Here is a 24,036-nt window from a genome sequence, read left to right as displayed (position 1 = left end):
GCGGAGTAGCCGCATCACACATCCACCGGGTCAACATCCAGCGCCCAGCGCACGCCTGGGTGTTTCTCTGCACCCAGTGTTTCAAGCATGTCCCGCAGTACCGCTTGCATGGCTGGGCGGCGTTGCGCGGAGATCAGCACCTGGGCTCGCTCCCAACCCGCTTTGCGCACCATGAGGGCGGGTACGGGTTGTGCCATGTGCAGGCCCGGAAACTCCCGCCAGCGCTCTCGAACCTCCCGCAGAAAACTTGTAGCACGTTGCAGGGTTTTGGCTTCGGCGCGCAGCATGGCCCAAGTGGAATACGGTGGCAGCAGGTTGGCCTTGCGCTCCTGGAGGGTTCTATCAGCAAACGCGGCGTAATCACCAGAGATCAGCATGGGATAGAACGGATCATCGTGATAACGCGTTTGCAGCAGTACTTTGCCAGGTTGACCGGCTCGGCCGGCGCGACCGGCCACTTGCAGCAGCAACGCGTATAACCGTTCCTGCGCGCGAAAATCCAGCGAGAACAAACCGGCGTCCGCGTTCAGCACCACCACCAGTTGCAGGTTGGCAAAGTCATGACCCTTGGCCATCATTTGCGTACCGACCAGTAGCCGCGCTTCACCCTTGTGAATTTGCTGCAGCATGGCATCAAGACTGCCTTTGCGCCGCGTATTGTCACGGTCAATGCGCAACGGTGGTGTGTCTGGGAAGAGATCGGCCAGCGTCTCTTCCAGCCGCTGCGTACCAAAGCCCAACGGTTGCAGATCCGCGTTACCACAATCCGGACAGTGCATGGGCGGCGGGCTTTCCCAGCCACAGTGGTGGCAACGCAGGCGGCGGTCTTCCCGGTGCAGCACAAGACGCGAGGTACAGCGTTTGCAACTGGCGATCCAGCCGCATTCGTGACAGGCCAGCACCGGCGCATAACCACGCCGGTTGATAAACACCAATACCTGGCCGCCCTGCCCGAGCGTTTCCCGAATGGCGGTGATGGCATTCTGGGTCAGACCATCAAACAGCCGTAATTGCTGGGTCGATAACAACTGGATTTGCGGCGCACGCGCGCCGGTGACGGCGCGTTGTTTCAATGTCAGCAGACGGTAGCGAGATTCCCGCATATTGCGCCAGCTTTCCATACTGGGCGTGGCACTGCCCAGAATGATGGGCACATTGGCCTGGCGTGCGCGATACACCGCTACATCCCGCGCGGAGTATCTGAAACCTTCTTGCTGGCGGTATGACAGATCGTGCTCCTCATCCACCACGATCAGTGCAAGGTTCGGCATGGGCGCAAAGACCGCGAGGCGCGTCCCCAGCACAATACGCGCGCGGCCTTGTGCGGCCAGCAGCCAGTTGCGCGTGCGCTCACCGTCAGCCAGACCACTATGCAGGGAAACCATCCGCTCTTGCGGAAAGCGGGCCTTGAAGCGGGCTTCCAGTTGTGGCGTCAGGTTGATTTCCGGGATCAGCACCAGCACCTGGCCGCCAGCGGCCAACCGTTGCTCGATGGCGCGCAGATACACTTCGGTCTTGCCACTGCCAGTCACCCCAAACAACAGGAATGGCGCGTAGCCGTGGGCCGCTTCCAGTTGCGTCAGCGCGGTCTGTTGCTCTTCGGTCAGTTCGGGGAGCGCCGGGGTAAGCGGTGCGCCGTGCAGCGCGGTGGGGGCGACGACCTCAACAACCCGGCCTTCTTCCAGCCAGGCTTTAAGCCAGCCGGTCGCACTGGGCGAAATGGCGCGGATTTCATCCAGGCTGCGCGGGGCAGCCAGCAGCGCAGCCAGTTCTTGCTGACGCCGCGCACGCGCCGGAACGTGCTGCAACAGCGCAGCGGCATCGGCTGCCGCATAGTAGGCCAGTTCTTTGCCGCCCTGCCAGGCTTGTGGCTGACGGAACGCACCGGGTAGCGCGGCGGCAATCACCTGCCCCAACGGCCAGGCGTAATAGTCTGAACAAAAACGGCACAGCGCCAGCACATTATTGGGCAGCGGCGGCATGTCATGGAGGACTTCATGCACCGTTTTGAGTTGCTCGACACTCAGACCCGCAGTGCCGGCAAATTGCGTATCGACCTGCACAATCACGCCACATAACAATTGGCGGCCAAAGGGCACGATAACCCGCAATCCGGGGACGGGTAATTCGCCTTCAAATCGATAATCAAATGTGCGCTGTAATGGCACATCCAGTGCAACTTGTAAGTAAACGTCCGGCATCAAGGCACCAAAATATGCCACGAAAAACTACCCACAGCTTCTGTGGATAACTTTGTGAAGAACTTGCGTGTAACTCTGTGAAACCCGCGTTACAACAAGATGTAGGCTGGATTGCCTATTTTTTAAACCAAAATAAAAATTGCTTAAAAATCAATAAGTTATCTTATTTGTATACTTTTGACACTGGATTGCCCACAGGGCTTGACAAAGCGGTTTGATCCCTGTTTTGCCGTGTGCATAAGTAAATACTACATCCATGTTGCACGCTTTTGCTTTCAAAGCCAGGTGTTTGATTTCAACGGAAACCAGGAATAAGCAAAGAATTACAAATGATAGGTTTTTGAAAGCTTATGCACGCTTTCCACCAATACGCTTACATTATCCGACGGAGTAAACTGACCAATGCCGTGACCCAGATTAAAGATATGGCCAGTACCCGTACCATATGCAGCCAGTAATCGCGCCACTTCTGCTTCAATGGCACTGGGTGATGCCATCAGTGCGACCGGATCAAAGTTACCTTGCAAGGCAACCTGACTGCCAACCCGCTGACGGGCCGCACCCAGGTCTACCGTCCAGTCCACCCCCAACGCGTCGCAACCGGTGGCCGCCATATCTTCCAGCCACAACCCGCCGCCTTTGGTAAACAGGATGACCGGCACCCGGCGCCCCTCTGCCTCGCGCTTCAGACCGGCCACCACGCGCTGCATGTAAGCCAGCGAGAACTCCTGGTATTTACCCGCGGCCAGCGCGCCACCCCAGGTATCAAAAATCATCAACGCTTGCGCGCCCGCGTCAACCTGAGCATTCAGGTAGTCGATGACGGTGCGGGCGTTGACGTCCAGGATGTGATGCAACAACTCAGGGCGGTCGTACAGCATGGTTTTGACGGTGCTGTAACTATCAGAACCACTGCCTTCAATCATGTAACAGGCCAGCGTAAACGGGCTGCCGGAAAAACCAATCAGCGGCACGCGGCCATCCAGCGCCTTGCGGATGCTGCTGACGGCGTCGAATACATATTGCAGTTCACTGCCCACGTCCGGCACGGCCAGCTTGCGAATGGCGGTTTCGTCGCGCAATGGGTGGGCAAAACGCGGGCCCTCGCCTTCGGCAAAGGACAAACCCAGGCCCATGGCATCCGGCACGGTCAGGATGTCAGAGAACAAAATGGCGGCATCCAGAGGAAAACGTTCCAGCGGTTGCAGCGTGACCTCGGTGGCGAGTTCTTTGGACTTGCACAGGTTGAGGAAAGAACCCGCCTGGGCGCGGGTGGCACGATATTCCGGCAGGTAGCGGCCAGCCTGGCGCATCAGCCACACTGGCGTGTATGGAACCGGTTCGCGCATCAGGGCGCGCAGGAAAACATCATTCTTCAGTGCAGTTGCCATGTCTCAACCTGTTGTGGTTACGCCGGGCTCAGGCCATTTGCCACACTCCCGGCGCCGTGCAGGATAACACCTTGTTGTGGTAGGGCCTTAATTCATTGCCATGGGCCACTGACACCACGATGCTCTGCGGCAAGCGTTCGATCAGTGCTTGATAAAAGGCCTGCTCACTGTGTGCATCCAGCGCGGAAGTGGCTTCATCCATCAGCAAGACTGCGGGCGGATTGAGCAATGCCCGCAGCAAGGCGACGCGTTGCTGCTCCCCCACACTGAGGATATGGGCCCACATTTCGCGCAGATCCAGATAAGACATCAGATGTGTGAGGCCTGCCAGCACCAGCAAGGGCGCAAGTTCGGCGTCGTCGTGGCGTGGGGGGCATGGATAATACATAGCCTCGCGCAGCGTGCCAAGCGGCAAATAAGGCCTTTGCGGCAAGAACAAGGTATTGCCGGTTTGCGGGTAAGCAAGCTGCCCCTGAGCATACGGCCAGATGCCGGCCAGCGCCCGGAGCAAGGTGGATTTACCTGAGCCGGAGCGCCCGGAAATCATCAGGCGGTCGCCGGGTTTGAGTGACCAGGCGACGTCTTGCAACAGGATTTCCCCATTGGGTTTGCAAACCATTTGCAGTTTGGCCTGCATATCCACGCCGCTGCGTGCCGGTTGCAAGCGTGGCATCACGGCGACTTGATCCAGCCCGGCCTGAAAGGTGGAAAGCCGGTCTACGACCGATTTCCAGCGCGCCCACTCGGTAAAATTGTTGGTGATGCTCGACATGGCGCTTTGCACCTGGGAAAACGCATCCGCAATCTGCATATAGACGCCCAGCGTGATCTGTTTGGCAAACACCCGTGGTGCCATGACCACCAGCGGAAACAGAATGGACAACTGCGTGTAGGAGCTGACATACAGCCCCAGTGATTTGCGCTTTTTCATCAGCAGCCAGAAATTGCTCATGACATGGCTAAAGCGTTGCGTCAGCACCGTGGTTTCCTGGCGCTCCCCTTTGTACATGGCCACGGCGTCTGCGTTCTCCCGCAGGCGCACCAGACCGTAGCGGAAATCCGCCTCGTAACGTTGCTGGAAAAAATTGAGCCGCACCAGCGGCACGCCGATCCAGAACGTCACGGCTGTACCCACAATCGCGTACAGCAACGCCACCCAGAACAGATAACCGGGAATGGTGAAATCGTGACCGGACAGCACCAGACGCAGCGGCCCGGTCAGCCCCCACAGCACAAACGAGAAGGTCACCAGCGTGCCCAGGTCATTGAGCGTGGTCAGGAACAGATTGAGCGAACCGGTGACAAACTCGTCAACGTCTTCCGCAATCCGCTGATCCGGGTTGTCGGTCTTATGGTCTGTCAGTTGCAGCCGGTAGAAATTTTGCTGATCGAGCCATTGCTCCAGCAAAGAGCGCGTGAGCCAGCGCCGCCAGATGATCTGCAGCATTTGCTGAAAATAGCTGTTATAGACCCCGACCAGAATCGTGGCGCCGGCCAGCCAGCAAAACTCCAGCACCAGCCGTTTGAAGGCGCCATAGTCTAGCGTTTGCAGCGCGTTATAGAGTTCGCCCTGCCAGGTGTTGTACCACTTGCTGATGTAGATGGACCCGCCCGTCAGCGCGAGGATCAGCGCCAGCAAACCCCAGGCTTGCCACCAGTGCTCGCGGTTCAGCCAGAACGGCCGGCATAAACGCCAGAAGTTGGCCATGAGATGCCGCGTGTTTTTAGAGGCCGAGACCGGCAACGTTGCGTGTTCATCTGTCATGCCTTGCCCCTGAGCGCCGCGATAGAAAATGCGGTCATGACAATGCAAACGACTGACGAGCAGGTCTGGTGCACCCGTATTGGCTGATACCGGGTATATATCGGCCCTTGGCCAGCGGCCACTCCAAAAGAAAAAGGCGCAGACCGCTCAGTCTGCGCCTTGTGGGGCTTACTCGCCGTCGGGCCGGGTTGCTTTGCAGGGGCGCTGGGTCCAGCCCCTGGCGTTATTGCATTGCCAGTCCTGACGCACCGCGCTGATAAACCAGGTTTTGGCGGCGTAATCAAGCACCAGGTGATAACGCAAGGCGCTACGGGCGTTTTCCAGCGCACCGTTCAGGGTGACGTCAATCTCGGCATGTTGCAGGTCTTTGCCACTGGCCCGCTGGCTGAGGGTGAGCTTGCTGTAATCAAACAGCCCGACCTCATTGCCGGCATGATCGCCAAGGAAACCAAACACCACCTGCACCGGCACTTCACCCACTCGGCCACGGTAGATGGTTTTGGGCAGCGGCAAGCGGGCGCTGGCATCCGCCGGTGCAGCGCTATCTGCGGCATCCGCATCCGTCGCGGATTGCACGGTGACATCTGCCGCGTGTGCGCCCGCAGCAGCAACCGCCAGCAACAGCGCCAGCAAAGTGCGTTTCATGGTCATCCCCCTTCTTTGGTTTTTGCGTTTTCTGGTTCTGGATAAACAAACTGCCGGGCCGGTTTTCTATGAACCGGGTCCGGCAGTCTCGTTACAGCACGGGCAATGCGGCCCGTTTATTCCTTGCTGGCCCAGGTATCGCGCAACGTCACGGTGCGATTGAACACCGGCTTGCCACCCGCAACATGATCTTTGCGATCAGTCACAAAGTAGCCCAGGCGTTCAAACTGGTAGCGTGTTTCCGGTGCGGCATCGCGCACGGCGGGTTCGACGTAACCGGTAATCACTTTGAGCGAGTTCGGGTTGATGAACTGTTTGAAGTCTACATATTCGCCATCCGCGCCACGCACGGCATCCGGACGGGCCTCGGTGAACAGGCGATCATACAGACGCACTTCAGCCTCAATGGCGTGGTGCGCGGCAATCCAGTGGATCACGCCCTTGACCTTGCGACCCACCGGGTTCTGGCCCAGCGTATCCGGGTCGATGGAACATTTGAGTTCCACGACATGGCCGTCCGCATCTTTGATCACCTCATCACATTTGATGACATACGAATAACGAAGACGAACCTCGGCCCCCAGCGTCAGGCGCTGCCACTTGGGCGGCGGCACTTCAGCGAAGTCTTCCCGCTCAATGTACAACTCGCGGCCGATCGGGATTTCACGCTCGCCCATGGCTTCGTGGTGCGGGTGGAACGGCGCACTGCGACTGCCGGTCACGCCTTCTTCAAAGTTGGTCAGCGTCACTTTGATCGGGTCCAGCACGGCAATGACGCGCGGGCTGGTTTCTTCCAGCGTTTCCCGGACAGCACCTTCCAGCGAGGCAAACTCGACCACGTTCGGGGTCTTGGAGACCCCGGCGCGTTGCGCAAACAGGCGCACGCCTTCCGGGCTGTAGCCACGCCGGCGCATGCCGCTGATGGTCGGCATGCGCGGGTCATCCCAACCCGTCATCAGTTTTTCGTCGACCAGCTGCTTGAGCTTGCGCTTGGAGGTCACCACGCTCAACAGTTCCAGCCGCGAGAATTCAATCTGTTGCGGGTGAGTCGGGATGGTGATGTTGTCCAGCACCCAGTCGTACAGCGGACGATGGTCTTCAAACTCCAGCGTACACAGCGAATGGGTAATGCCTTCCAGCGCATCAGAAATGCAATGCGTGTAGTCGTACATCGGGTAGATGCACCACTTGTCGCCAGTCTGGTGGTGGGTGGCACGGCGAATACGATAGATCACCGGATCACGCAGGTTGATGTTGCCCGACGTCATGTCGATTTTCAGACGCAGCGTCTTGCTGCCATCCGCAAACGCACCGTCACGCATCTGGCGGAACAGCGTCAGGTTTTCTTCCGGCGTGCGGGCGCGGTACGGGCTTTCTTTCCCGGGTTCGTTCAGGTTGCCGCGGTACTGGCGCATTTCTTCCGGCGTCAGATCGTCCACATAAGCTTTGCCGGCATTGATGAGTTCTTCGGCGTAGGCATACAACTGGTCGAAATAGTTCGACGCATACCGCACCTCGCCTTTCCACTCATAACCCAGCCAGCGCACATCTTCCTGGATGGCGTTGATGTATTCGTCTTCTTCTTTTTCCGGGTTGGTGTCGTCCATGCGCAGATTGCACTGGCCCTGATAATCCTGGGCAATGCCAAAGTTCAGGCAGATCGACTTGGCGTGACCCACGTGCAGATAGCCGTTGGGCTCAGGCGGAAAACGCGTGACCACTGCGGCGCGCTTGCCCGATGTCAGATCGGAATCGATGATGCTGCGGATGAAATTGCTGATAACCGGTGCGGCGTCGTTGCTCATGACCATACAGAAAGGAAGATCGAAAGAGACGATTGTAGCCGAAAACAGCGCAACAGCCGGTCATCGCGGCCCATGATCCGCTTCTGGCATGCAACAGAATGTGCACGCTTGCTGCTACCCGTCGGATTTTTCCCACGAAAACAGCATGAAAACAGAGCTTTATGCCGCAGTCATAGTCCAACAAAGGCGATGTTTTGCCCTGCGCAAAACCACATGCCAGATGGAGGACATGATGAAAATCTCTGCGTATTCACACATGCTGGTGTCAGATCACGCGGGCTGGGATGAATTACGCGCCCATCACCCCACGGCGCGTGGCACATTTTTCAAACTGGTTTTACCGCTCTCTGTCTTGCCTGCCGTGATGATCACGTGGGCAGGCATGATGCATGGCAGTTTTTATGCGCCGGATGCGCCATCCAGTTACTGGCTGATCACGGCCCTGGTGTTCTTCGCCGCAGAGCTCATCTCTGTACGCGGCATGACCTGGGTCATTGATCTGTTATCCCGCCAGTTGACCAGCAAACCCGACCACGACAGTAGCTACTTGCTGGCCACGCTGGCTGCCGTACCTTTGTGGCTCTCCTCGCTGACCCTGTTTGTCCCGGTGGTCGCCTTCAACCTGTTGTGTGGCGTGCTGGGGCTGGCCATTGCCTGCATGCTGTTGTACCACGGCATTCCGGCCATGCTGGGCCATGCGCGGGACGAAGACACGCGCGACATGACCTGGCTGACCCTGTGGATTGGCGCTGGTGCGTGGGCCATTCTTGGCGTGATCGCTGCATTACCGGTGATTATCCGCTGATGCTTTTGGCACACGGCGGATGAACCTGTTAGCCTGCGTTTTCCTGTTTCCGGACGCCGTCCGGGCAGTACAACGCAGGCGCAGGCATGTCTACCCGCTTCCCGATCCGCTTTGACTGGAAAGACCTCGAACTGATTCTGGCGCTGGCCGAAACCGGCAGCATTGCCGCAGCGGCAGAACGCAATCATCTGGTGCCCTCTGCGGTCAGCAAGCGCCTGTCTGATCTGGAAAAACAGTTTGGTGCCGCGCTGGTAGAACGCCACGCACGCGGCGTGCGCCTGACGCCGGCCGGCGAAGCCTTGCGTTCCCGCGCCGGCCATCTGCTGGATCAGGCCCGTCATGTACAGGATGAACTGCATGACTACGCCAGCGGCATGACCGGACATGTCCGTTTGTTTGCCAATATCTCGGCCATTGTGGAGTTTCTGCCACGGGCGCTGGTGGCCTTTCGCGAGTTATATCCAGGAATCCGGGTTGAATTGCAGGAACAGGTCAGCGCCGATGTCGCCCAGGCCGTGCAGGCCGGCGTGGCCGATCTGGGCATTGTGAGCGAACTGCCCCATCTGCCGGCGCTCACTTTCACGCCCTTTCGGCAGGATGAACTGCAGCTGGTGGTCCCCGCCGGCCACCCGCTGGCGACGCGAACCCATCTGGCGTTTATTGAAGCGCTGGATTACCCGCTGGTGGGTTTGCATGCCAACAGTACGCTGCACGAGCGACTGACCCGCGAGGCCGCCCGGGTGGGCCATGACCTGCGCCCGCTGGTACAGGTCACCAGCTTTGATGCGGTGTGCGCCATGGTGGCAGCGGGTTTGGGGGTCGGTGTCGTGCCCCGTGGCGCCACCACGCCCTATGTGCAATCACTGGGCTTGGTCGGGCTGACACTCACCGATCACTGGGCACAGCGCCAGCTTTGTCTGTGTACGCGAGCGGGTGAAACCGGCTCGCCCGCGGCACAAAAACTGTTTGCCCATTTGCGCCAGACCAGCGACGTCTAGTTGACCAGGCATCACCAAAAGTGATGCCTTCATCGCCATCCTTCAATTTTTGATCAAGCCCTGATGCGGCATAGTGTTCCTCACACCCCACATCGAGGAGCCCATGATGGCACGCTGGAACCCGCAAGATTACGCCCGTAACTCGTCAGGTCAGGAACGCTGGGCCACCGAGCTGATTGCCCAGTTGGGTCTCAAGCCAGATGACTCCGTACTGGACGTCGGCTGTGGCGATGGTCGTCACACCGCTGCCATTGCGCAGCACGTGCCGCAAGGCCACGTCCTGGGCACGGATTACTCCCCGGAGATGATCGCCCATGCCGCCGTAGCGCATGCCGATCATGCCAATCTGGCGTTTGAAGTCGCCAATGCCGCCGCGCTGCCCTATCAGGCGCAGTTTTCCGTGGTGTTTTCCAATGCGGCCATCCACTGGGTCCCCGGCCCGCATGACGGCGTGCTCAAAGGCATTGCGGCAGCGCTTAAACCAGGCGGCCACGCTTTGCTGCAATTGGGTGGACACGGCAATGGCGTCAGCGTGATTGCCGCATTTGATGAGGTCCGCGCACGGCCGCAGTGGGCACCGTATTTTGCCGGTTTCCGTTTTCCCTACGGCTTTCATACGGTCGCAGATTACCGCAGTTGGGCTGCAGCCGCCGGACTGGAGGTCATCGACGCGCAACTGATTCCCAAGACCATGGAATATCCGGATCGCGCGGCACTTACCGGCTGGTTCCGCACCGCCTGGCTGCCGTTTATCGAGCCAGTACCAGCGGAACAGCAAACCGCGTATCTGGAAGAAATGACGGATGCGTGGGTAGCGGCCAACCCCGGCGCATTTCATGTGGGCATGATGCGCCTGCAGGTCAGCCTTGCCAAACCGGCTTGACGCCGGCGGCATTCAAGCGGGTAGTCGTTATTGTCAAAACAAAAAAACAAAAGCAAAACCCGGCGCGGCCGGTCAATCCATCCGCGCCGTGGCTCGCTCCTTGCCAGCTTGCGACATGCGTACGGCAGACCGGATACGCGTTGGCTCCCCAAAGCGCAGCAAATTGCCGTGCGGATCAATCACAATCATCTCTTTCATGTGCCAGGGTTGCTGCACAGGCGTGCGCACCTTGAGCCCCATGGACTGAAACGATTTGTGTAAGGCCCCTATGTCTTCGGTATGCACATAGCATGCCGTGTGTTCAGCGACGTAGCGTTCGCTGCATAACCAGAAATGCAACTCCACCTCATCACGCCCCACGATGAGATAGTCATCGGCCCAGTGCAGCGACTCAAAACCCAGTTTGTTGCAGTAAAAATCCAGTGTTACTTCAAAATCAAGCGATGCCAGAATTGGCACCATGCTCTGGATTGTTGCGGTCATCGCATTCTCCCTCAATGACAACAATCCCCCCAACAGTGATCCGTGTCCGACTTGCCGGTTCCGGTCTGGTCATTTCATGGAATAATCCGTCTGACCTTTGTGCGCCAGCTTTTTTCGCCAGACGCAACCAGACGGAGCCCCCATGCTGATCCAGAGCCAGATTACAGACCTTGCCACGCCCACCGGCACCATGCGTACTTATGTGCACCGGCCCAACGCGGCAGGTTCCTTCCCGGCCATTCTTTTTTATTCGGAGATTTTCCAGCAAACCGCGCCCATTGAAAGGGCTGCCCGCTATCTTGCGGGTCACGGGTTTGCAGTACTCGTTCCCGAAGTATTCCACGAACTGAACCCGATTGGCACTGTTCTGGGGTACGACGACGATGGAAAAAATAAAGGCAACGCCGATAAGGCGGCCAAAACGGTGACTGATTACGACACCGACAACCAGGCCATGATCGGCTGGTTGCAGCAACAGGATTGGTATAACGGGCACCTGGGCGCAATGGGTTTTTGCATAGGCGGTCATCTGGCGTTCCGGGCGGCAGTCCAGCCCCAGGTGAAAGCAACGGCCTGCTTCTATGCCACTGATCTGCATACGCAAACCATCCCCAACGCACCAGGCCAGCACACCATGGAACGCCTCGCGGATATCAAGGGTGAAATGCTCATGATCTGGGGCAAGCAAGACCCGCATGTACCGGCACCGGGCCGCGCCCAGGTTTACAACGCCATGAGTCAGGCCGGGCTGAATTTTACCTGGCATGAAGTCAACGGCCAGCACGCCTTTATGCGCGATGAGGGAGACCGCTTCGATCCGCAACTGGCCACTCTGGGTTACCAACTGGCGTTTGATCTGTTCCAGCGCAACCTGCGTTAAGTGCCGCTGTTTCGATAGTCACACCAAGATATTCCAGGTTTATTGATAGATACCTTCTATCGGTAAATTTGGAATATTTCATTTCCACAAATGAGAATGATTCTTGATAATGGGTTCATGGCACAACGCCAGTACAGGACCCATCATGACGACGCTGATTCTCAACCTTGGTGAACAACTCTCCACCCCCAATCAGGGGCCGACTGCGCACCGCTACGTCCGGTTTGCCTTGGCAGCCTTGGTGATCGGTGCCGTCTTTTTTGGCTTTACCCGTCATAGCCTGGCCGCTGGCTGGATCGCCGGTGGCAGCGTGGCACTGGCCACCGCCATTGGCGCCCTGCCCGTCGCCTTTGCCCGCCGCATGCCGGAAAACCTGGCCAGCGGCTTGATGATGGTCGGTGGCGGCATCATGGCAACGGTCACCCTGGGCAGTGTGTTGCCAGAAGCGCACGAGGGGCTGACCAGAAGCATGACCTCCGCTGTGGCCTTGTCCAGCCTGGCGGTGATCGTGGGGCTGGGGGCCTGGGGCTTTGCTTCCTGGCAAGCCAGCGCCCACAAGCTGGCGGCCAAAAGCGGTGCAGAAGCAGAGCGGTTTGGTCTGTTGTTGTTCGCCCTCGCCATGACTTTGCAAAATCTCCCGGAGGGGATTGCAGCCGGTGTTTCGATGGCGGGCTCCGCTCACGGCAGTGCACTCACCTTCGGGATCAGCTTGCAGGACATCCCGGAAGGCTTTGCGGTGGCCACGGCTTTGTTGCGCGCCGGAGCATCCCCCGCCAAAGCCGCACTCGGCGGTATGGCCAGCGGGCTGGTGGAACTGGTCGGGGCCTTGATCGGTGCCGCTGCACTGGGGATCTCTGCTACCTTGTTGCCGGTCTTGCTGGCGCTCGCCGCCGGGGCCATGTTGTGGGTCATCGGCCGGGAAATGGGTCCACGCTTGCTGGGCAAGCCGGGCGTGTTGCAGGCCTGCTTTGCCACCGGCTTGATGATTGCCGTGGGGTTCAACTTCTTGCCAGGCTAATCAGGCCGGCCCTTCACCAAAACCCGAAAGAGCACCCATTGCGGTGCTCTTTCGGGTTTTGTGTATCCCGCACCGGCTTTCACGATTTGCCATGCTGGCCCAGGGTCAATTACAAAGTTGCAAGCTGAATTCCTGAAACAGGCGCTATATTGATTGAAAGCTGATATACCGCACCGAGAACAACACGATTGGTCATTTCAGGTTATTGTGCGGGCTCCGTTGCCCTGCCCTTGTTTTATGTGAGCCCTGTATGTTGAGCCCGTATGACTCATGAGCATCTGATTGCGTGTCACGAATGTGATCTATTGCTGCGTCCGCCAGAACTGGAACCCGGTGGCGTGGCACGCTGTCCGCGTTGCGGCGCGACTTTGTTCAAATCGGCCCACCGTAGCCAGGAACGCGCCCTGGCGTTTACCGTCAGCGCGATCATTCTGTTGCTGCTGGCCAACTTCTTTCCCATCATGGGTTTGCAGATTGGCGGCAGCTATGTGTCCTGCACGCTCTCCAGCGCCGCCCTTATGCTGTATCACGAAGGCATGCAAGAACTGGGCATACTGGTCCTGATCACCACCGTCATTGTGCCGACGGTGCAAATGCTGATCATGCTGTATGTCCTGCTCCCCCTGTCGCTGGGTTATTTGCCACCCCGTATTCCGGACATGCTGCGCATGCTTAACATCTTGCGGCCCTGGAGCATGGTGGAAGTCTTCATGCTGGGCATTCTGGTCTCGCTCACCAAGCTGGCGGCCATGGCCACGGTCATTCCGGGGATTGCGCTCTGGTCGTTTGCCGTGCTGATGGTGCTGATGACCGCCGCCATGTCCAGCTTTAATCCGCGCCAGATCTGGCTACAACTGCCTCTGGAAAACCCATGACGCCCCGCCCTGTTTCTGCTGCAGATGAAGATCTGCTGAACTGTCACAGTTGCGGCCTGTTGAGCAAGAACGTGCGCAATGCGCATGACCGCTGCCCACGTTGTGGCGCGCATCTGCATATGCGCAAACCCAATAGCCTGACCCGTACCTGGGCGCTGCTGATTGCCGCCTTTTTGTTGTATATCCCGGCCAATATCCTGCCTGTCATGCATACCGCCTCCATCATTTATGAGGAGGACGACACCATCATGAGCGGTGTGGTTTATCTGTGGACCTCCGGCTCCTGGCCGCTCGCCATCCTGGTTTTTTGCGCCAGTGTCACCGTCCCGCTGGCCAAGCTGATGGCGCTGGCTACGCTGGCGTTTACGGCCCAGCGCAAATCCACCTGGCGCCAGCAAGAGCGAACCAGACTGCACCGATTGGTCGAGTTTGTCGGCCGCTGGTCCATGCTTGATATTTTTGTGGTGACGCTCATGGTGGGGCTGGTGCATTTCCAGTCGCTGGCCACCATTTCGGCCGGGCCCGGCGCGGTGGCATTTGCTTCCGTCGTCGTCCTGACCATGTTTGCCGCCATGTCTTTTGATCCACGCCTGATTTGGGACCCTGAGCAAAAACAAGATGACTGATCAGACACAAACTCCCGCACCACAAAACGACGATATCCCCACCGCCAAGGCCTTGCCCAAACGGCGCTTGCCCTCGCTGATCTGGTTGATCCCCATTGTGGCGGCGCTGGCAGGGGGCTGGATTGCCGTCCACGCCATCATGCAGCGCGGGCCAACCATCACCATCCGCTTTGACACGGCGGAAGGGCTGGAGGCCGGCAAGACCAAGATCAAATACAAGGATGTGGACATCGGCAACGTCACCGGGGTGGTGTTGACCGAGGATCGGCAACACATCAAGGTGACGGCGCAACTGGCGCATGGCACGGATGACTTGCTGGGTGGCAAGACCAAGTTCTGGGTGGTGCGCCCGCGTGTCGCAGGGGGCACTGTCAGTGGCTTGTCCACCCTTTTGTCCGGGGCCTTTATCGGGATAGACCCCGCGCGCCAGTCTGACGACCAGCGCGATTTTGTTGGCCTTGAACAAGCGCCCGTCGTTACTGCCGGCCAGGCCGGGCGCGAGTTCATCCTCAAGGCGCAGGACATGGGCTCGATTGACGTGGGTACACCCGTGTTCTTCCGCCGGGTGCAGGTGGGCGAGGTGTCTTCCTACACGCTCGACAAAGATGGCAAGGGCGTCACCGTCAAAGCCTTTGTCCACGCACCGTATGATCAATACGTCACCAACAACACCCGGTTCTGGCACGCCAGCGGGGTAGATGTATCGCTGGATGCCAACGGCCTGCGCTTCGAGACCCAATCGCTGGCGTCGATTGCCATCGGCGGGATTGCCTTCCAGGCCCCGCCGGATCAACCGGTTGCTGAAGCAGCCCCGCCGGATACCAAGTTCACGCTGGCCGAAGACCGCAATACCGCCATGAAGGAAGCCGACCGCGCGCGGGCACCGTTCGTGCTGTATTTCCGTGAATCGCTGCGCGGCCTGTCGGTCGGTGCGCCGGTGGATTTCCGCGGCATCATCATTGGCGAAGTCAAAGCCATCAATTTCGAGCTTTCCAAAGAGAAACACGAAATCCTGATGCCGGTCACCATTGACCTCTACCCGGATCGCCTGCAAGGCCGCCTGCGCCAGGGCGACAAAGACCTGGATACCCCGGCCGAAAAGGTCCGCACGCTCAACGCCATGGTGGCACATGGCCTGCGTGCCCAACTGCGTACCGGCAACCTGATCACCGGCCAGTTGTATATCGCACTTGATTTTGTTCCTGGCGCCAGCAAGGCAGATATTGACTGGAAGCAATTCCCGCCTGCCTTGCCAACCATCCCGGGTAGCCTGACGCAGTTGCAGGACACCGCGCTGTCGATTGCCAAAAAGCTGGATGCGCTGCCGATTGAATCCATGGGCAAGAACGCCGATCAGGCCCTGCGCAACGCCAACAAGGTGCTGGATAACGCAGACGCCCTGGTCAACCGGTTGAAGGACGAGGTTGCACCCGAGGCGCAAAACACCCTCAAACAAGCACAGGACGCCATCAACCAGGCCAAGCAGACGCTTTCGCCAGATGCCCCGATACAGCACAACATGAACGACACCTTGCAAGAGGTCTCCAAAGCGGCGCAAGCGTTCCGTGACCTGTCCGACTATCTCAGCCGCCACCCGGATGCCTTGCTCCGTGGCCAGAAGGAAGATGCCAAATGATCCGCTCCGCCCTCTCTCTTGCCTTTGCCGCCACCGCGCTGACGCTGGCTGGTTGCGGCTCGGCGCCGCCGGAACACTATTACGCACTGAACCCGGTGGCCGCACCCGCCGGGGTGGCTCCCTCCAGCTTGTCCATTGCGGTCGCCGTGGTTGCTATTCCGCCAGCGGTAGACCGGCCCCAGTTTGTCATCAACCAGCCGGACAACAGCCTGAGCTTGCTGGAGCAACAACGCTGGGCCGCACCGCTCAAGGATCAGATTCCGGCCACGCTGGCGGCAAACCTCTCACGCATGCTGGGGACTCCCAACGTCACCACCTGGCCGCAGCTACCGCTGCCCGGCACGACCTGGACCATTAGCGTGAGCGTGCAACGCTTTGAATCCTGGCAAGATCAGAAAGCCGTGCTGGAAGCCACCTGGCAAGTGCTGGACAAAGCCAACACGCCAGTCAAGAGCGGCCGCAGCGCATTTGAGGAGCCGGTACAGGGGACGGGTTATGCCGCCATGGCCATGGCACATGAACGCGCGCTGGGCAAGCTGGCGGCAGACATTGCGGCAGCCGTTCCGGCCACGCCCACCCGATAATTCGGCCGCCTGGGCTGCGTAAAAAAACCGGCACCCTGGAGTGCCGGTTTTTTGTTGGCCCAACCCTGAACGGGCTCAGGCTGCCGAGGCGTCCGGCCGGGGTGGTCCTTCCAGTATCTGGCTGGGGGTACGCTCAGGCAGATCCAGACTGCCATTCACACGGATATCCATTTGCGGATACGGCATGCTGATCCCGGCGCGATCCAGATTCTTTTTCAGGCGCAGGTTATACGCCCGTGCGACATCCCACTGTTGCAAGGGGCGGGTGCGGAACCGGGCCCGGACGACCACGGCGCTGGCGTCAAATCGCTCCAGCCCTTGTACTTCCAGCGGGGCCAGTAACAGATGCCGCCACGACACATCATGGCTAAGTTCGCGGCCGGTATCGCGCATGATCTGCAGCACTTTGTCGATATCCGCCTCATAGGGCACGCTGATATCGAACACGGCGTAGGCAAAATCCCGCCCCATGTTCTTGATAACCTTGATCTGGCTGAATGGCACCGAATGCACCGCCCCCTGCACATCCCGGATGCGCACGGTGCGGATGGTCAGCCCTTCTACCGTGCCCACATGGCCGCCAGCATCAATGGTGTCGCCCACGGCAATGGTGTCTTCGACCAGAATGAACACGCCGGTGATCAGATCTTGCACCAGTGCTTGCGCCCCGAAACCGACCGCCAGACCGATGACGCCGGCGCCAGCCAGCAAGGGGTTCACGTTGATGCCCAGGTTTGCCAGCGACAGGATGGTGGCAATGATCAGCATGACCACCAGCAGCGCATTGCGGAACAAGGGCAACAAGGTGCGGGCGCGGTTGGATATCCGGTCCCCACGCTTGAAACCGCGTTTGCCGGCAATGCGCTCTTCCATCACGGCGTCGAGCACGATCCACACAATCCACATCACAAACAGGGTGGTGGCTATGCTGAAAAACACCTGCCCCATGCGCCGGCCGCCCACGCTTATTTTGGCGACATCGGCCAGCGAGTGATGCCAGGTGTGCAAGATCAGTTCAAAGAACAAGAACCAGCACGCCACGTTCAGCAGCATGAAGACAAACTGCAGCATGCGTCTTACATAAGCTGATCGGCGCGCGGCATGCCCTGGGTGATGCAAGCGCGACTGATATCGACGGTGAATCAGCATGCTGACAAACGCGGCCAGCACCAGCCACACCACCGTGCGGACCGCCTGATCCGTCAGTGCACCATTGCGCCCCGCGCTCCCCCAGATGCCAATCCCGGCCACGACGGCCATCATCAGCACCGGCCATTGCCAGACCACTGATGCAAACTGCAGGATTTCGCTGGCCGTGTGATATTTCTGCCGGAACGCAAACGGGTTATTGCGGATCAAATGCGCGACAGGCCGCCGGAAACGGATGGAAAACACCGCCAGCAACACGACGTTGACCAGATGACTGAGGGTAATAAAGAAAAAACAGAAATTCATCCCCAATGCCAGCTGGGTGCGCACGTCTCCGGCCGCATCATTGAGCGCCGCCATGGCACCAAACAGGATCAACCAGCGCGGGCTATGGCGCAGCAACACTCTCACGGCAGGGCGGCGATGCCCGTTACCGCACAAAGAAAAGAACGCCAGCGCCAGTGATGCAAACAGCGCGCCACACAACACACACCACGCCGACAAAAAGGCCAGCGCGCCGCCGACCGAATGCGACCAGTCGCTGGTGAAATAGATCGTCAGTACCAGCGCCAGCGCCCACGGCGCGATCGTCCGTGCTGCATACATCAGCAAGGTAACGGTGGAGGGGTCAATCGGCAGATCCCGGGCGATGCCATAGCGCCGCAACAGACGCTGCACGCAAAAGTGAATGATGAACGCCGTCGCCGCCCACACTCCCAGCCCACCCAGGAACCCCAACGCCACTCGCCCGCCCTTGCCCGGCGTTGCTTCGACATGAGAGGTGAAGTCCCACGTGGCGTTGCGCAGCAACTGGGTCCAGGCAATCTGATTGGTCAGAATCAGGTCTGTCTGTACGCCCATCCAGCGGGCCAACCCTGTCACCTGACCCAACAGTCCGTTGTTTTGTTGGGCCTGCGCCTCCTGGGCCACGGCACTGGCCACGGTACGCATGCGTTTCAGTTCGGCCACCAGCGCATCGCGGCGCTGGTCGTCTTCCAGCGTGGTAATCACGTTATCGAGCGAAGCCGCAAACGCCACCGCGGAGGCGGCACTGGCTGGCGGCGCGTCAGGCTTGGTCGTCAGGCCGGGAATGGCCACCGCCAGCGCGGGCGTTGTCAGTCCGATCAACACAAGGCAGCACCACAGCCGGCACCAGCGGCTTAGAACACATGCGACGTACGTCAATGTAAACCCTCGAACATGGGGGTGAAAAAAAGCCCGGCGCCCCGATATAGGCGATACAGCACGCAACATATGCAGGATAGCCTGGCCACAGGATTCAGGCAGAACGGCACAGCAGTGACCGGCGACACAGGGAGTACCCTGCTTAAGCCCTGTTTAAGCAGCGCCGTTGATACTGCCCATGAAAACCCGGACATGTGACGCCACGGCGTCACTTTGAAACGGGACTGGCAACATTGCCGACCAAGGAGAAACACCATGCGCTGGATAGCAAGTCTGTTTTTTGCATTGGCAACTACCCTCGCCTTTGCCCTGCCCACAGAGCAGGACGTCGAGGCTGCGGTCAAACAGGGCAATTTTGCCCAGGCCCAGACCATGCTGGCTGAAGTTGTAGCCGCCAAACCGGATAACGCCAAGGCGCACTACATTTATGCAGAGGTCCTGGCACACAACGGCCAGTTTGCCGACGCCACCAATGAGGCGCTGAAAGCCAAAACCATCGACCCGCAAATCCACTTCACCAGCCCGGAGAAATTCCGCAAGTTTGAAGCGCAGTTGCTTAACTCAGCCCAGCCTGCCGCACCAGCAGCCACAACGCGCGCGGTCACCGCGCCGCAAGCCATGCCCGTGCAACGCAGTGGCGGCTTTGGCTGGACCGGCATCATCATTCTGGTCGTAGCCGGCTTTGGCGTGTTGATCTGGCTGACCACCCGCCGTCGTGAACCGGCCGTGTTTACCGGCAATGGCGGCCCGGCCCGGCCCTATGGCGCTCCGGCGGGTTACAACTACGGAACCCCGGTCGGCAACGGCCCGGTCGTGGTCAATCAAGGTGGCAGTGGTATTGGCGCTGGCCTGATGGGCGCTGCGGGCGGTTTTGCTGCCGGCATGCTGGTGGAAGAAATGCTGGATCACCGCAATGGTGGTTTGGGCGGCCGTTCAGAGATTGTGGAGAACAACACCTATATCTATGAAAATGGCACCGGCAGCGGCAATGTCGATCAGCAACTGGAAACCCAGCCTGTTGATTTTGGTAACGGCAGCAGTTGGGACAACAGTGACAGTGGCGGTGGCGGGTTCTCTGACAGCGCCATGGACATTGGTAACGACGACAACAACTGGTGACGGTGCGGGTGAATCATCGCCATGTATGAAAGGCCGGTCTGATGACCGGCTTTTTTTTATGGCTGGCGCCGCGATCTGATGCGTCCAGCGGACCAGAAACGCCATTGCGCACCGACTTTGTGTCTTGCTGTGTGTACCTTTAAGGCAAGACCAGGGCAAAATTGCTCATCTTCTATTCAGGACCCCTGATGCACATCCGTCGCCTGACCCCTGTCGATGCCCAGCTTTACCGTTCTTTACGGCTGGCCGCGCTGGCCGACTCGCCCACGTCTTTCATGCCTACCGTGCAGGAAGAAATCATCACCCTGACCCCGCTGGAGCTGGAAAAACGCCTGGCGCCAGATGGGCATAACCAGGTGCTGGGCGCATTTGAAGACGACGAACTGGTGGGGATTATCGGCATGGTGCAGGATCACCGCCGCAAACTGGCGCACAAGGTGTTGCTGGTCGGTGTTTTCGTCAACGCCCAGGCACGCGGCAAGGGTTACGCCACGGCGCTGATGAACGCCGCCATCAATACGGCACGCGCGTGGGAAGGTGTACGGCAGGTTCTGCTCAACGTGCGCTCTGACAATGCCCGGGCGAAGCATTTGTACTCGAAACTGGGGTTCAAGTTGTACGGGCGGGAGCCGGATGCGATCCTGGTGGATGGCACGTTTTATGATGAAGAGTTGATGATTTTGATGTTGTAACGGGGGCGCAGCAGCAGCTTATGCGTACCACTCGTCATTCCGGCCTTGAGCCGGAATCCAGCGACGATGCCTGCATGCACTTCAGGGTGGATTCGGAGCGCAGCGACAATCCACCGTAGGCAGCCCGCTGGGCTGCGGACTGGATTCCCGCCTCAGTGGGGGCCCGCCGAGGGGAATGACGAAGTGGTGGGGCAAGATGAAACATTCTTGCAAACAGATGGTTTGCGGGGTTGCTGTTGCTTTTGACGTTGCTTTTGACGTTGCTGTTGCTTTTGACGTGCCTCCCCTCCGGCGGCGCCGAGCATCGCAGCAAGGCGCGGGGTTTCGGCGGAGGGGTGTTTGAGCCCGCAGGGCGAGTTCCCGCAGCCAGCCGAGCCTTGCGAGAAGCGCAGGGAATTCGCGCAGCGAACGCCGTCGCAGGGGTCGCCTTTCTTTGGTTACTTTCTTTGGCGAAGCAAAGAAAGTAACGTGCCCCCGCCACCGCGGGTATCAAATGCCTTTCAAACCCGCGCCGAAGGCGCTAACACGCGGTTGCGATTCAGCGAGGTGTAGCCAACGCCACAACCGTCAACGTCCTCACCCCCTGCGCCCCCCGGATCAACACCCCCTCAATATCCGCCGTCGCAGATGGCCCCGTCACCAGCGCGCAATAGCGCGCATCTGCAAATGCTGCCTGCCGATACGCATGATGCAGATTCGGCAAGATTGCGGCCGGGTCCAGCAGCACCACCAGATGCTGCGCCAGGTAACCCAGCGAGTTCACGCCGTATTCTGCCTCGGATAACCAGACCGATCCCGTCTCTGCCACCGCAAAGCGCGCCCGCACGATGCCGACATCCACGTTCTCCAGCGCGCGTGGGTCGGTGACCGTCGCTATGCGCAAGGTGCCCATGGTCTCCGGCACAGCGCTGCACACCACCTGGGCACCAGCAAAACGTTGCCCCAGCCAGGCATCCAGCCCTTCCGCCGGCGCATCAACCCACTGCCCGCCCATGCGCGCCAGGCTGGCCTTGAACTGATCCAGCACGGGCGGCAAGCCCTCATCAAACAGCGGGACTTCTGGCAAGGGCTCCGGCACGCGGCCGGCGGCGCGCAGTTTGCTCAGGATCGCATCGCGGCTGCTCATGCTTCTGTCTCCGGCTTGCGGTTGGCGGCATACCACTGGTGGAAGGTTTGTTTGGGCGGCTCGGGCAGTTCTCGCTGTTTACCCCAGGCGTTGAAGGGGTTGTACAGGAACGCCCGTGGCAGCTTGGCCAGCGCTTTGCCTGCACCGCTGCTCCAGGCCCGGTAGCGTTTGGGATCAGCCAGCAACTTGCCGGCCAGCTTCATGCTTTCTTTCTTCACAAACGAGACTTGCCCCTGCTCCACCACAATCTGCCGCCATTTGTAGATTTGCTCGTGGATATTGATCTTCACCGGGCAAACGTTGCTGCAACTGCCATTGAGCGTGCTGGCAAAGGGCAGCGCGCTGTATTTTTTCAGGTCAAACGTGGGATTGATGATGGCGCCAATCGGCCCGGCGTAGACACCGCCATAGCTCAAGCCGCCGCTGCGCCGGTACACCGGGCAGGTGTTCATGCACGCGCCGCAGCGAATGCATTTGAGCGAGTACCAGAAGTCATCCATCGCCAGGCGGTCGCTGCGACCGTTATCGACCAGAATAAAGTGGGACTCCCCGCCGGCGCGCGGTGCGCGAAAATGTGAGGTGTACTGGGTGATCGGCGAGCCCAGCGCGCTGCGCGACAGCATGCGGATGAACACGCCCAGGTGTTCCATCTTCGGGATCAGTTTTTCGATACCGATACTGGCGATATACAGCGGCGGCACATTGCCGGAGAGGTCCGCGTTGCCTTCATTGGTGCAGGTCACCACCGTGCCGGTTTCGGCCACGGCAAAGTTGCAGCCGGTCATGCCGGCACCGGCCTTGATGAAATACGGGCGCGTGTCCTGACGCATACCTTCGGCCAGGTAATGCGGGTCCGCGTTATGGCGATCGGTGCCGATGGTATCGGCAAACACCTCAGCCACATCTTTGGCAAGCTTGTGTACCGCCGGCACGACGATATGCGTGGGTGGTTCGTCATCCAGTTGCTGGATGCGCTCGCCCAGGTCGGTTTCCACCACCGTGATACCGCGCTCTTCCAGGTACGGGCGCATATTGCATTCTTCGGTGAGCATGGATTTGGATTTGACCAGCGTCTCCACGCCGCGCGCCGCGAGGATTTCATGCACGATGCGGTTATGTTCGGCCGCATCTTTGGCCCAGTGCACGGTCACGCCGTTGGCGGTGGCATTGCGTTCAAACTCTTCCAGGTAATCGGCCAGGTGCGTCAGGGTGTGGCTTTTGATCGCGGAGGCCAGTTCGCGCAGTTGTTCCCACTCCGGGATGCCGTGGGCTTCTTTGTCACGCAGTTCGCGCAGCGTCCACAGGCGTTTGTCATGGAAGGCAATATGCGGCTCATCCGCAATAAACTGGCGCGAACCTTTGACATGGTCGACTTTCTTGTCGGTAAAAATATCGTTTGCCATGATCAGCCCCGCGCGCCGTTCAGTATCTGTGCAATGTGGATGAACTTCAGTGGCATCCCCAAGCGTTCCGCGCAGCCTTTCTGGTGCATCAGACAAGACATATCGGCCGACACGACGTACTCCGCCCCGGCCCCCGCGTGGTCGCGCACTTTGTCGTAGCCCATACGGGCGGAGACCGGTTCTTCGGTCACGCAGAAGGTGCCGCCAAAGCCGCAGCATTCATCCGGCCGTTTGGGGACGACAAACTCGATCCCCTTTACACCACGCAGCAAATCCAGCGGTTTGGACCAGGGTGGGACGTTCAGCTCCGTCGTGCTGGCATGACCCAGGCGGCGCAAGGTGCCGCAGCTATTGTGCAGGCCCACCTTGTGGGGAAACTCTGCCCACGGAAAATCGGTGAGCTTGAGCACATCGTGCAAGAACTCGACCAGTTCATAGGTTGAAGCACGGACTTTGCGCGTGGCGCTGTCCTGCGCAACGGCGGTGAGGTGATCACGCACGTGGTGCACGCAACTGCCGCTGGGCGAGACCACATAGTCATAGTCGGCAAAATTCTGCACGAACAACGCCTCCGTACCACGGGCATCGGTCTCGCAACCACTGTTACCCATGGGCTGGCCGCAACAGGTCTGGTTGAACGGGTAGACCACGGTACAGCCGGTTTTTTCCAGTAACTCCAGGGTGGCGATGCCCACCTCCGGGAAGAAGGCATCGATGAAACAGGGTATGAACAACGCAACTTGCATGTATGAGCCCCATTCTGGCTG

21 protein-coding genes are annotated in these 24,036 nt (G+C 59.3%); 11 read left to right on the top strand and 10 right to left on the bottom strand.

What is annotated here, in order from left to right; genetic code table 11:
* Positions 1–14: 14 nt before the first annotated feature.
* The 5 genes from HNQ50_RS02710 to HNQ50_RS02690 form a co-directional block, all read right to left on the bottom strand.
* Positions 15–2,201, bottom strand: a complete 2,187-nt coding sequence (locus HNQ50_RS02710; RefSeq protein ID WP_184097293.1) for a primosomal protein N' — start codon at positions 2,199–2,201, stop codon at positions 15–17.
* Positions 2,202–2,524: 323 nt separating this feature from the next.
* Positions 2,525–3,592 carry a uroporphyrinogen decarboxylase gene (gene hemE / locus HNQ50_RS02705; RefSeq protein ID WP_184097291.1) on the bottom strand — a complete coding sequence of 356 codons (1,068 nt, stop codon included), beginning with the start codon at positions 3,590–3,592 and terminating at the stop codon, positions 2,525–2,527.
* 28 nt (positions 3,593–3,620) lie between these two features.
* Complete coding sequence (locus tag HNQ50_RS02700) at positions 3,621–5,357, bottom strand: ABC transporter ATP-binding protein/permease (RefSeq protein ID WP_184097289.1); 1,737 nt, start codon at positions 5,355–5,357, stop codon at positions 3,621–3,623.
* Positions 5,358–5,525: 168 nt separating this feature from the next.
* On the bottom strand, positions 5,526–6,002 hold the full coding sequence (locus tag HNQ50_RS02695) for a hypothetical protein (RefSeq protein ID WP_184097287.1): 477 nt from the start codon (positions 6,000–6,002) through the stop codon (positions 5,526–5,528).
* 116 nt (positions 6,003–6,118) lie between these two features.
* A complete protein-coding gene (locus tag HNQ50_RS02690) occupies positions 6,119–7,807 on the bottom strand; it encodes a glutamine--tRNA ligase/YqeY domain fusion protein (RefSeq protein WP_184097285.1) in 1,689 nt (562 codons plus the stop codon).
* A 229-nt stretch (positions 7,808–8,036) separates the two neighbouring features.
* On the opposite strand from HNQ50_RS02690, the gene HNQ50_RS02685 reads away from it, so the two are divergent.
* From HNQ50_RS02685 to HNQ50_RS02675, 3 genes are all read left to right on the top strand, one after another.
* Positions 8,037–8,612: a Yip1 family protein gene (locus HNQ50_RS02685; protein ID WP_184097283.1), complete on the top strand. Its 576-nt coding sequence runs from the start codon at positions 8,037–8,039 to the stop codon at positions 8,610–8,612.
* 86 nt (positions 8,613–8,698) lie between these two features.
* Positions 8,699–9,610 (top strand): LysR family transcriptional regulator, encoded by a 912-nt coding sequence (locus tag HNQ50_RS02680; protein WP_221302962.1) that lies wholly within the window; start codon positions 8,699–8,701, stop codon positions 9,608–9,610.
* Positions 9,611–9,713: 103 nt separating this feature from the next.
* Complete coding sequence (locus tag HNQ50_RS02675; RefSeq protein ID WP_221302961.1) at positions 9,714–10,493, top strand: class I SAM-dependent methyltransferase; 780 nt, start codon at positions 9,714–9,716, stop codon at positions 10,491–10,493.
* Positions 10,494–10,565: 72 nt separating this feature from the next.
* On the opposite strand, the gene HNQ50_RS02670 is transcribed toward HNQ50_RS02675, so the two are convergent.
* Positions 10,566–10,976, bottom strand: a complete 411-nt coding sequence (locus tag HNQ50_RS02670; protein ID WP_184097281.1) for a bleomycin resistance protein — start codon at positions 10,974–10,976, stop codon at positions 10,566–10,568.
* A 142-nt stretch (positions 10,977–11,118) separates the two neighbouring features.
* Here HNQ50_RS02670 and HNQ50_RS02665 point away from each other — a divergent pair, with 142 nt between their 5' ends.
* The 6 genes from HNQ50_RS02665 to HNQ50_RS02640 all read left to right on the top strand — a co-directional run bounded on the left by HNQ50_RS02665 (position 11,119) and on the right by HNQ50_RS02640 (position 16,595).
* On the top strand, positions 11,119–11,856 hold the full coding sequence (locus HNQ50_RS02665) for a dienelactone hydrolase family protein (RefSeq protein WP_184097279.1): 738 nt from the start codon (positions 11,119–11,121) through the stop codon (positions 11,854–11,856).
* 145 nt (positions 11,857–12,001) lie between these two features.
* Positions 12,002–12,874 carry a ZIP family metal transporter gene (locus HNQ50_RS02660; RefSeq protein ID WP_184097277.1) on the top strand — a complete coding sequence of 291 codons (873 nt, stop codon included), beginning with the start codon at positions 12,002–12,004 and terminating at the stop codon, positions 12,872–12,874.
* A 263-nt stretch (positions 12,875–13,137) separates the two neighbouring features.
* Positions 13,138–13,749 (top strand): paraquat-inducible protein A, encoded by a 612-nt coding sequence (locus HNQ50_RS02655; protein WP_184097275.1) that lies wholly within the window; start codon positions 13,138–13,140, stop codon positions 13,747–13,749.
* Entirely contained in the window at positions 13,746–14,375 is a 630-nt protein-coding gene (locus HNQ50_RS02650; protein ID WP_184097273.1) for a paraquat-inducible protein A, read from the top strand. The genes HNQ50_RS02655 and HNQ50_RS02650 overlap by 4 nt, the downstream gene beginning before the upstream one ends.
* Positions 14,368–16,011, top strand: coding sequence for a PqiB family protein (locus tag HNQ50_RS02645; RefSeq protein WP_184097271.1), 1,644 nt, complete (start codon positions 14,368–14,370; stop codon positions 16,009–16,011). The genes HNQ50_RS02650 and HNQ50_RS02645 overlap by 8 nt, the downstream gene beginning before the upstream one ends.
* Positions 16,008–16,595 carry a PqiC family protein gene (locus tag HNQ50_RS02640; RefSeq protein WP_184097269.1) on the top strand — a complete coding sequence of 196 codons (588 nt, stop codon included), beginning with the start codon at positions 16,008–16,010 and terminating at the stop codon, positions 16,593–16,595. Before HNQ50_RS02645 ends, HNQ50_RS02640 begins: the two co-directional genes overlap by 4 nt.
* Positions 16,596–16,670: 75 nt before the next feature.
* Here the strand turns inward: HNQ50_RS02640 and HNQ50_RS02635 are convergent, their stop codons facing one another.
* A complete protein-coding gene (locus tag HNQ50_RS02635) occupies positions 16,671–18,875 on the bottom strand; it encodes a mechanosensitive ion channel family protein (RefSeq protein ID WP_184097267.1) in 2,205 nt (734 codons plus the stop codon).
* Between the two features lie 309 nt (positions 18,876–19,184).
* Here HNQ50_RS02635 and HNQ50_RS02630 point away from each other — a divergent pair, with 309 nt between their 5' ends.
* Positions 19,185–20,048: a tetratricopeptide repeat protein gene (locus tag HNQ50_RS02630; protein ID WP_184097266.1), complete on the top strand. Its 864-nt coding sequence runs from the start codon at positions 19,185–19,187 to the stop codon at positions 20,046–20,048.
* 188 nt (positions 20,049–20,236) lie between these two features.
* Positions 20,237–20,740 (top strand): GNAT family N-acetyltransferase, encoded by a 504-nt coding sequence (locus tag HNQ50_RS02625; protein WP_184097264.1) that lies wholly within the window; start codon positions 20,237–20,239, stop codon positions 20,738–20,740.
* Positions 20,741–21,278: 538 nt separating this feature from the next.
* Here HNQ50_RS02625 and HNQ50_RS02620 read toward each other — a convergent pair.
* From HNQ50_RS02620 to HNQ50_RS02610, 3 genes are read right to left on the bottom strand one after another with little or no spacing between them, the layout of a single operon-like run.
* Positions 21,279–21,866 (bottom strand): LutC/YkgG family protein, encoded by a 588-nt coding sequence (locus tag HNQ50_RS02620; protein WP_184097261.1) that lies wholly within the window; start codon positions 21,864–21,866, stop codon positions 21,279–21,281.
* Positions 21,863–23,269 carry a lactate utilization protein B gene (locus tag HNQ50_RS02615; protein WP_184097259.1) on the bottom strand — a complete coding sequence of 469 codons (1,407 nt, stop codon included), beginning with the start codon at positions 23,267–23,269 and terminating at the stop codon, positions 21,863–21,865. The genes HNQ50_RS02620 and HNQ50_RS02615 overlap by 4 nt, the downstream gene beginning before the upstream one ends.
* Before the next feature lie 2 nt (positions 23,270–23,271).
* Positions 23,272–24,015: a (Fe-S)-binding protein gene (locus tag HNQ50_RS02610; protein WP_184097257.1), complete on the bottom strand. Its 744-nt coding sequence runs from the start codon at positions 24,013–24,015 to the stop codon at positions 23,272–23,274.
* Between the last annotated feature and the right edge of the window lie 21 nt (positions 24,016–24,036).

Source organism: Silvimonas terrae (genome assembly GCF_014202765.1).
Lineage (GTDB): Bacteria > Pseudomonadota > Gammaproteobacteria > Burkholderiales > Chitinibacteraceae > Silvimonas > Silvimonas terrae.
This window is presented reverse-complemented; position numbering and strand designations above follow the sequence as displayed.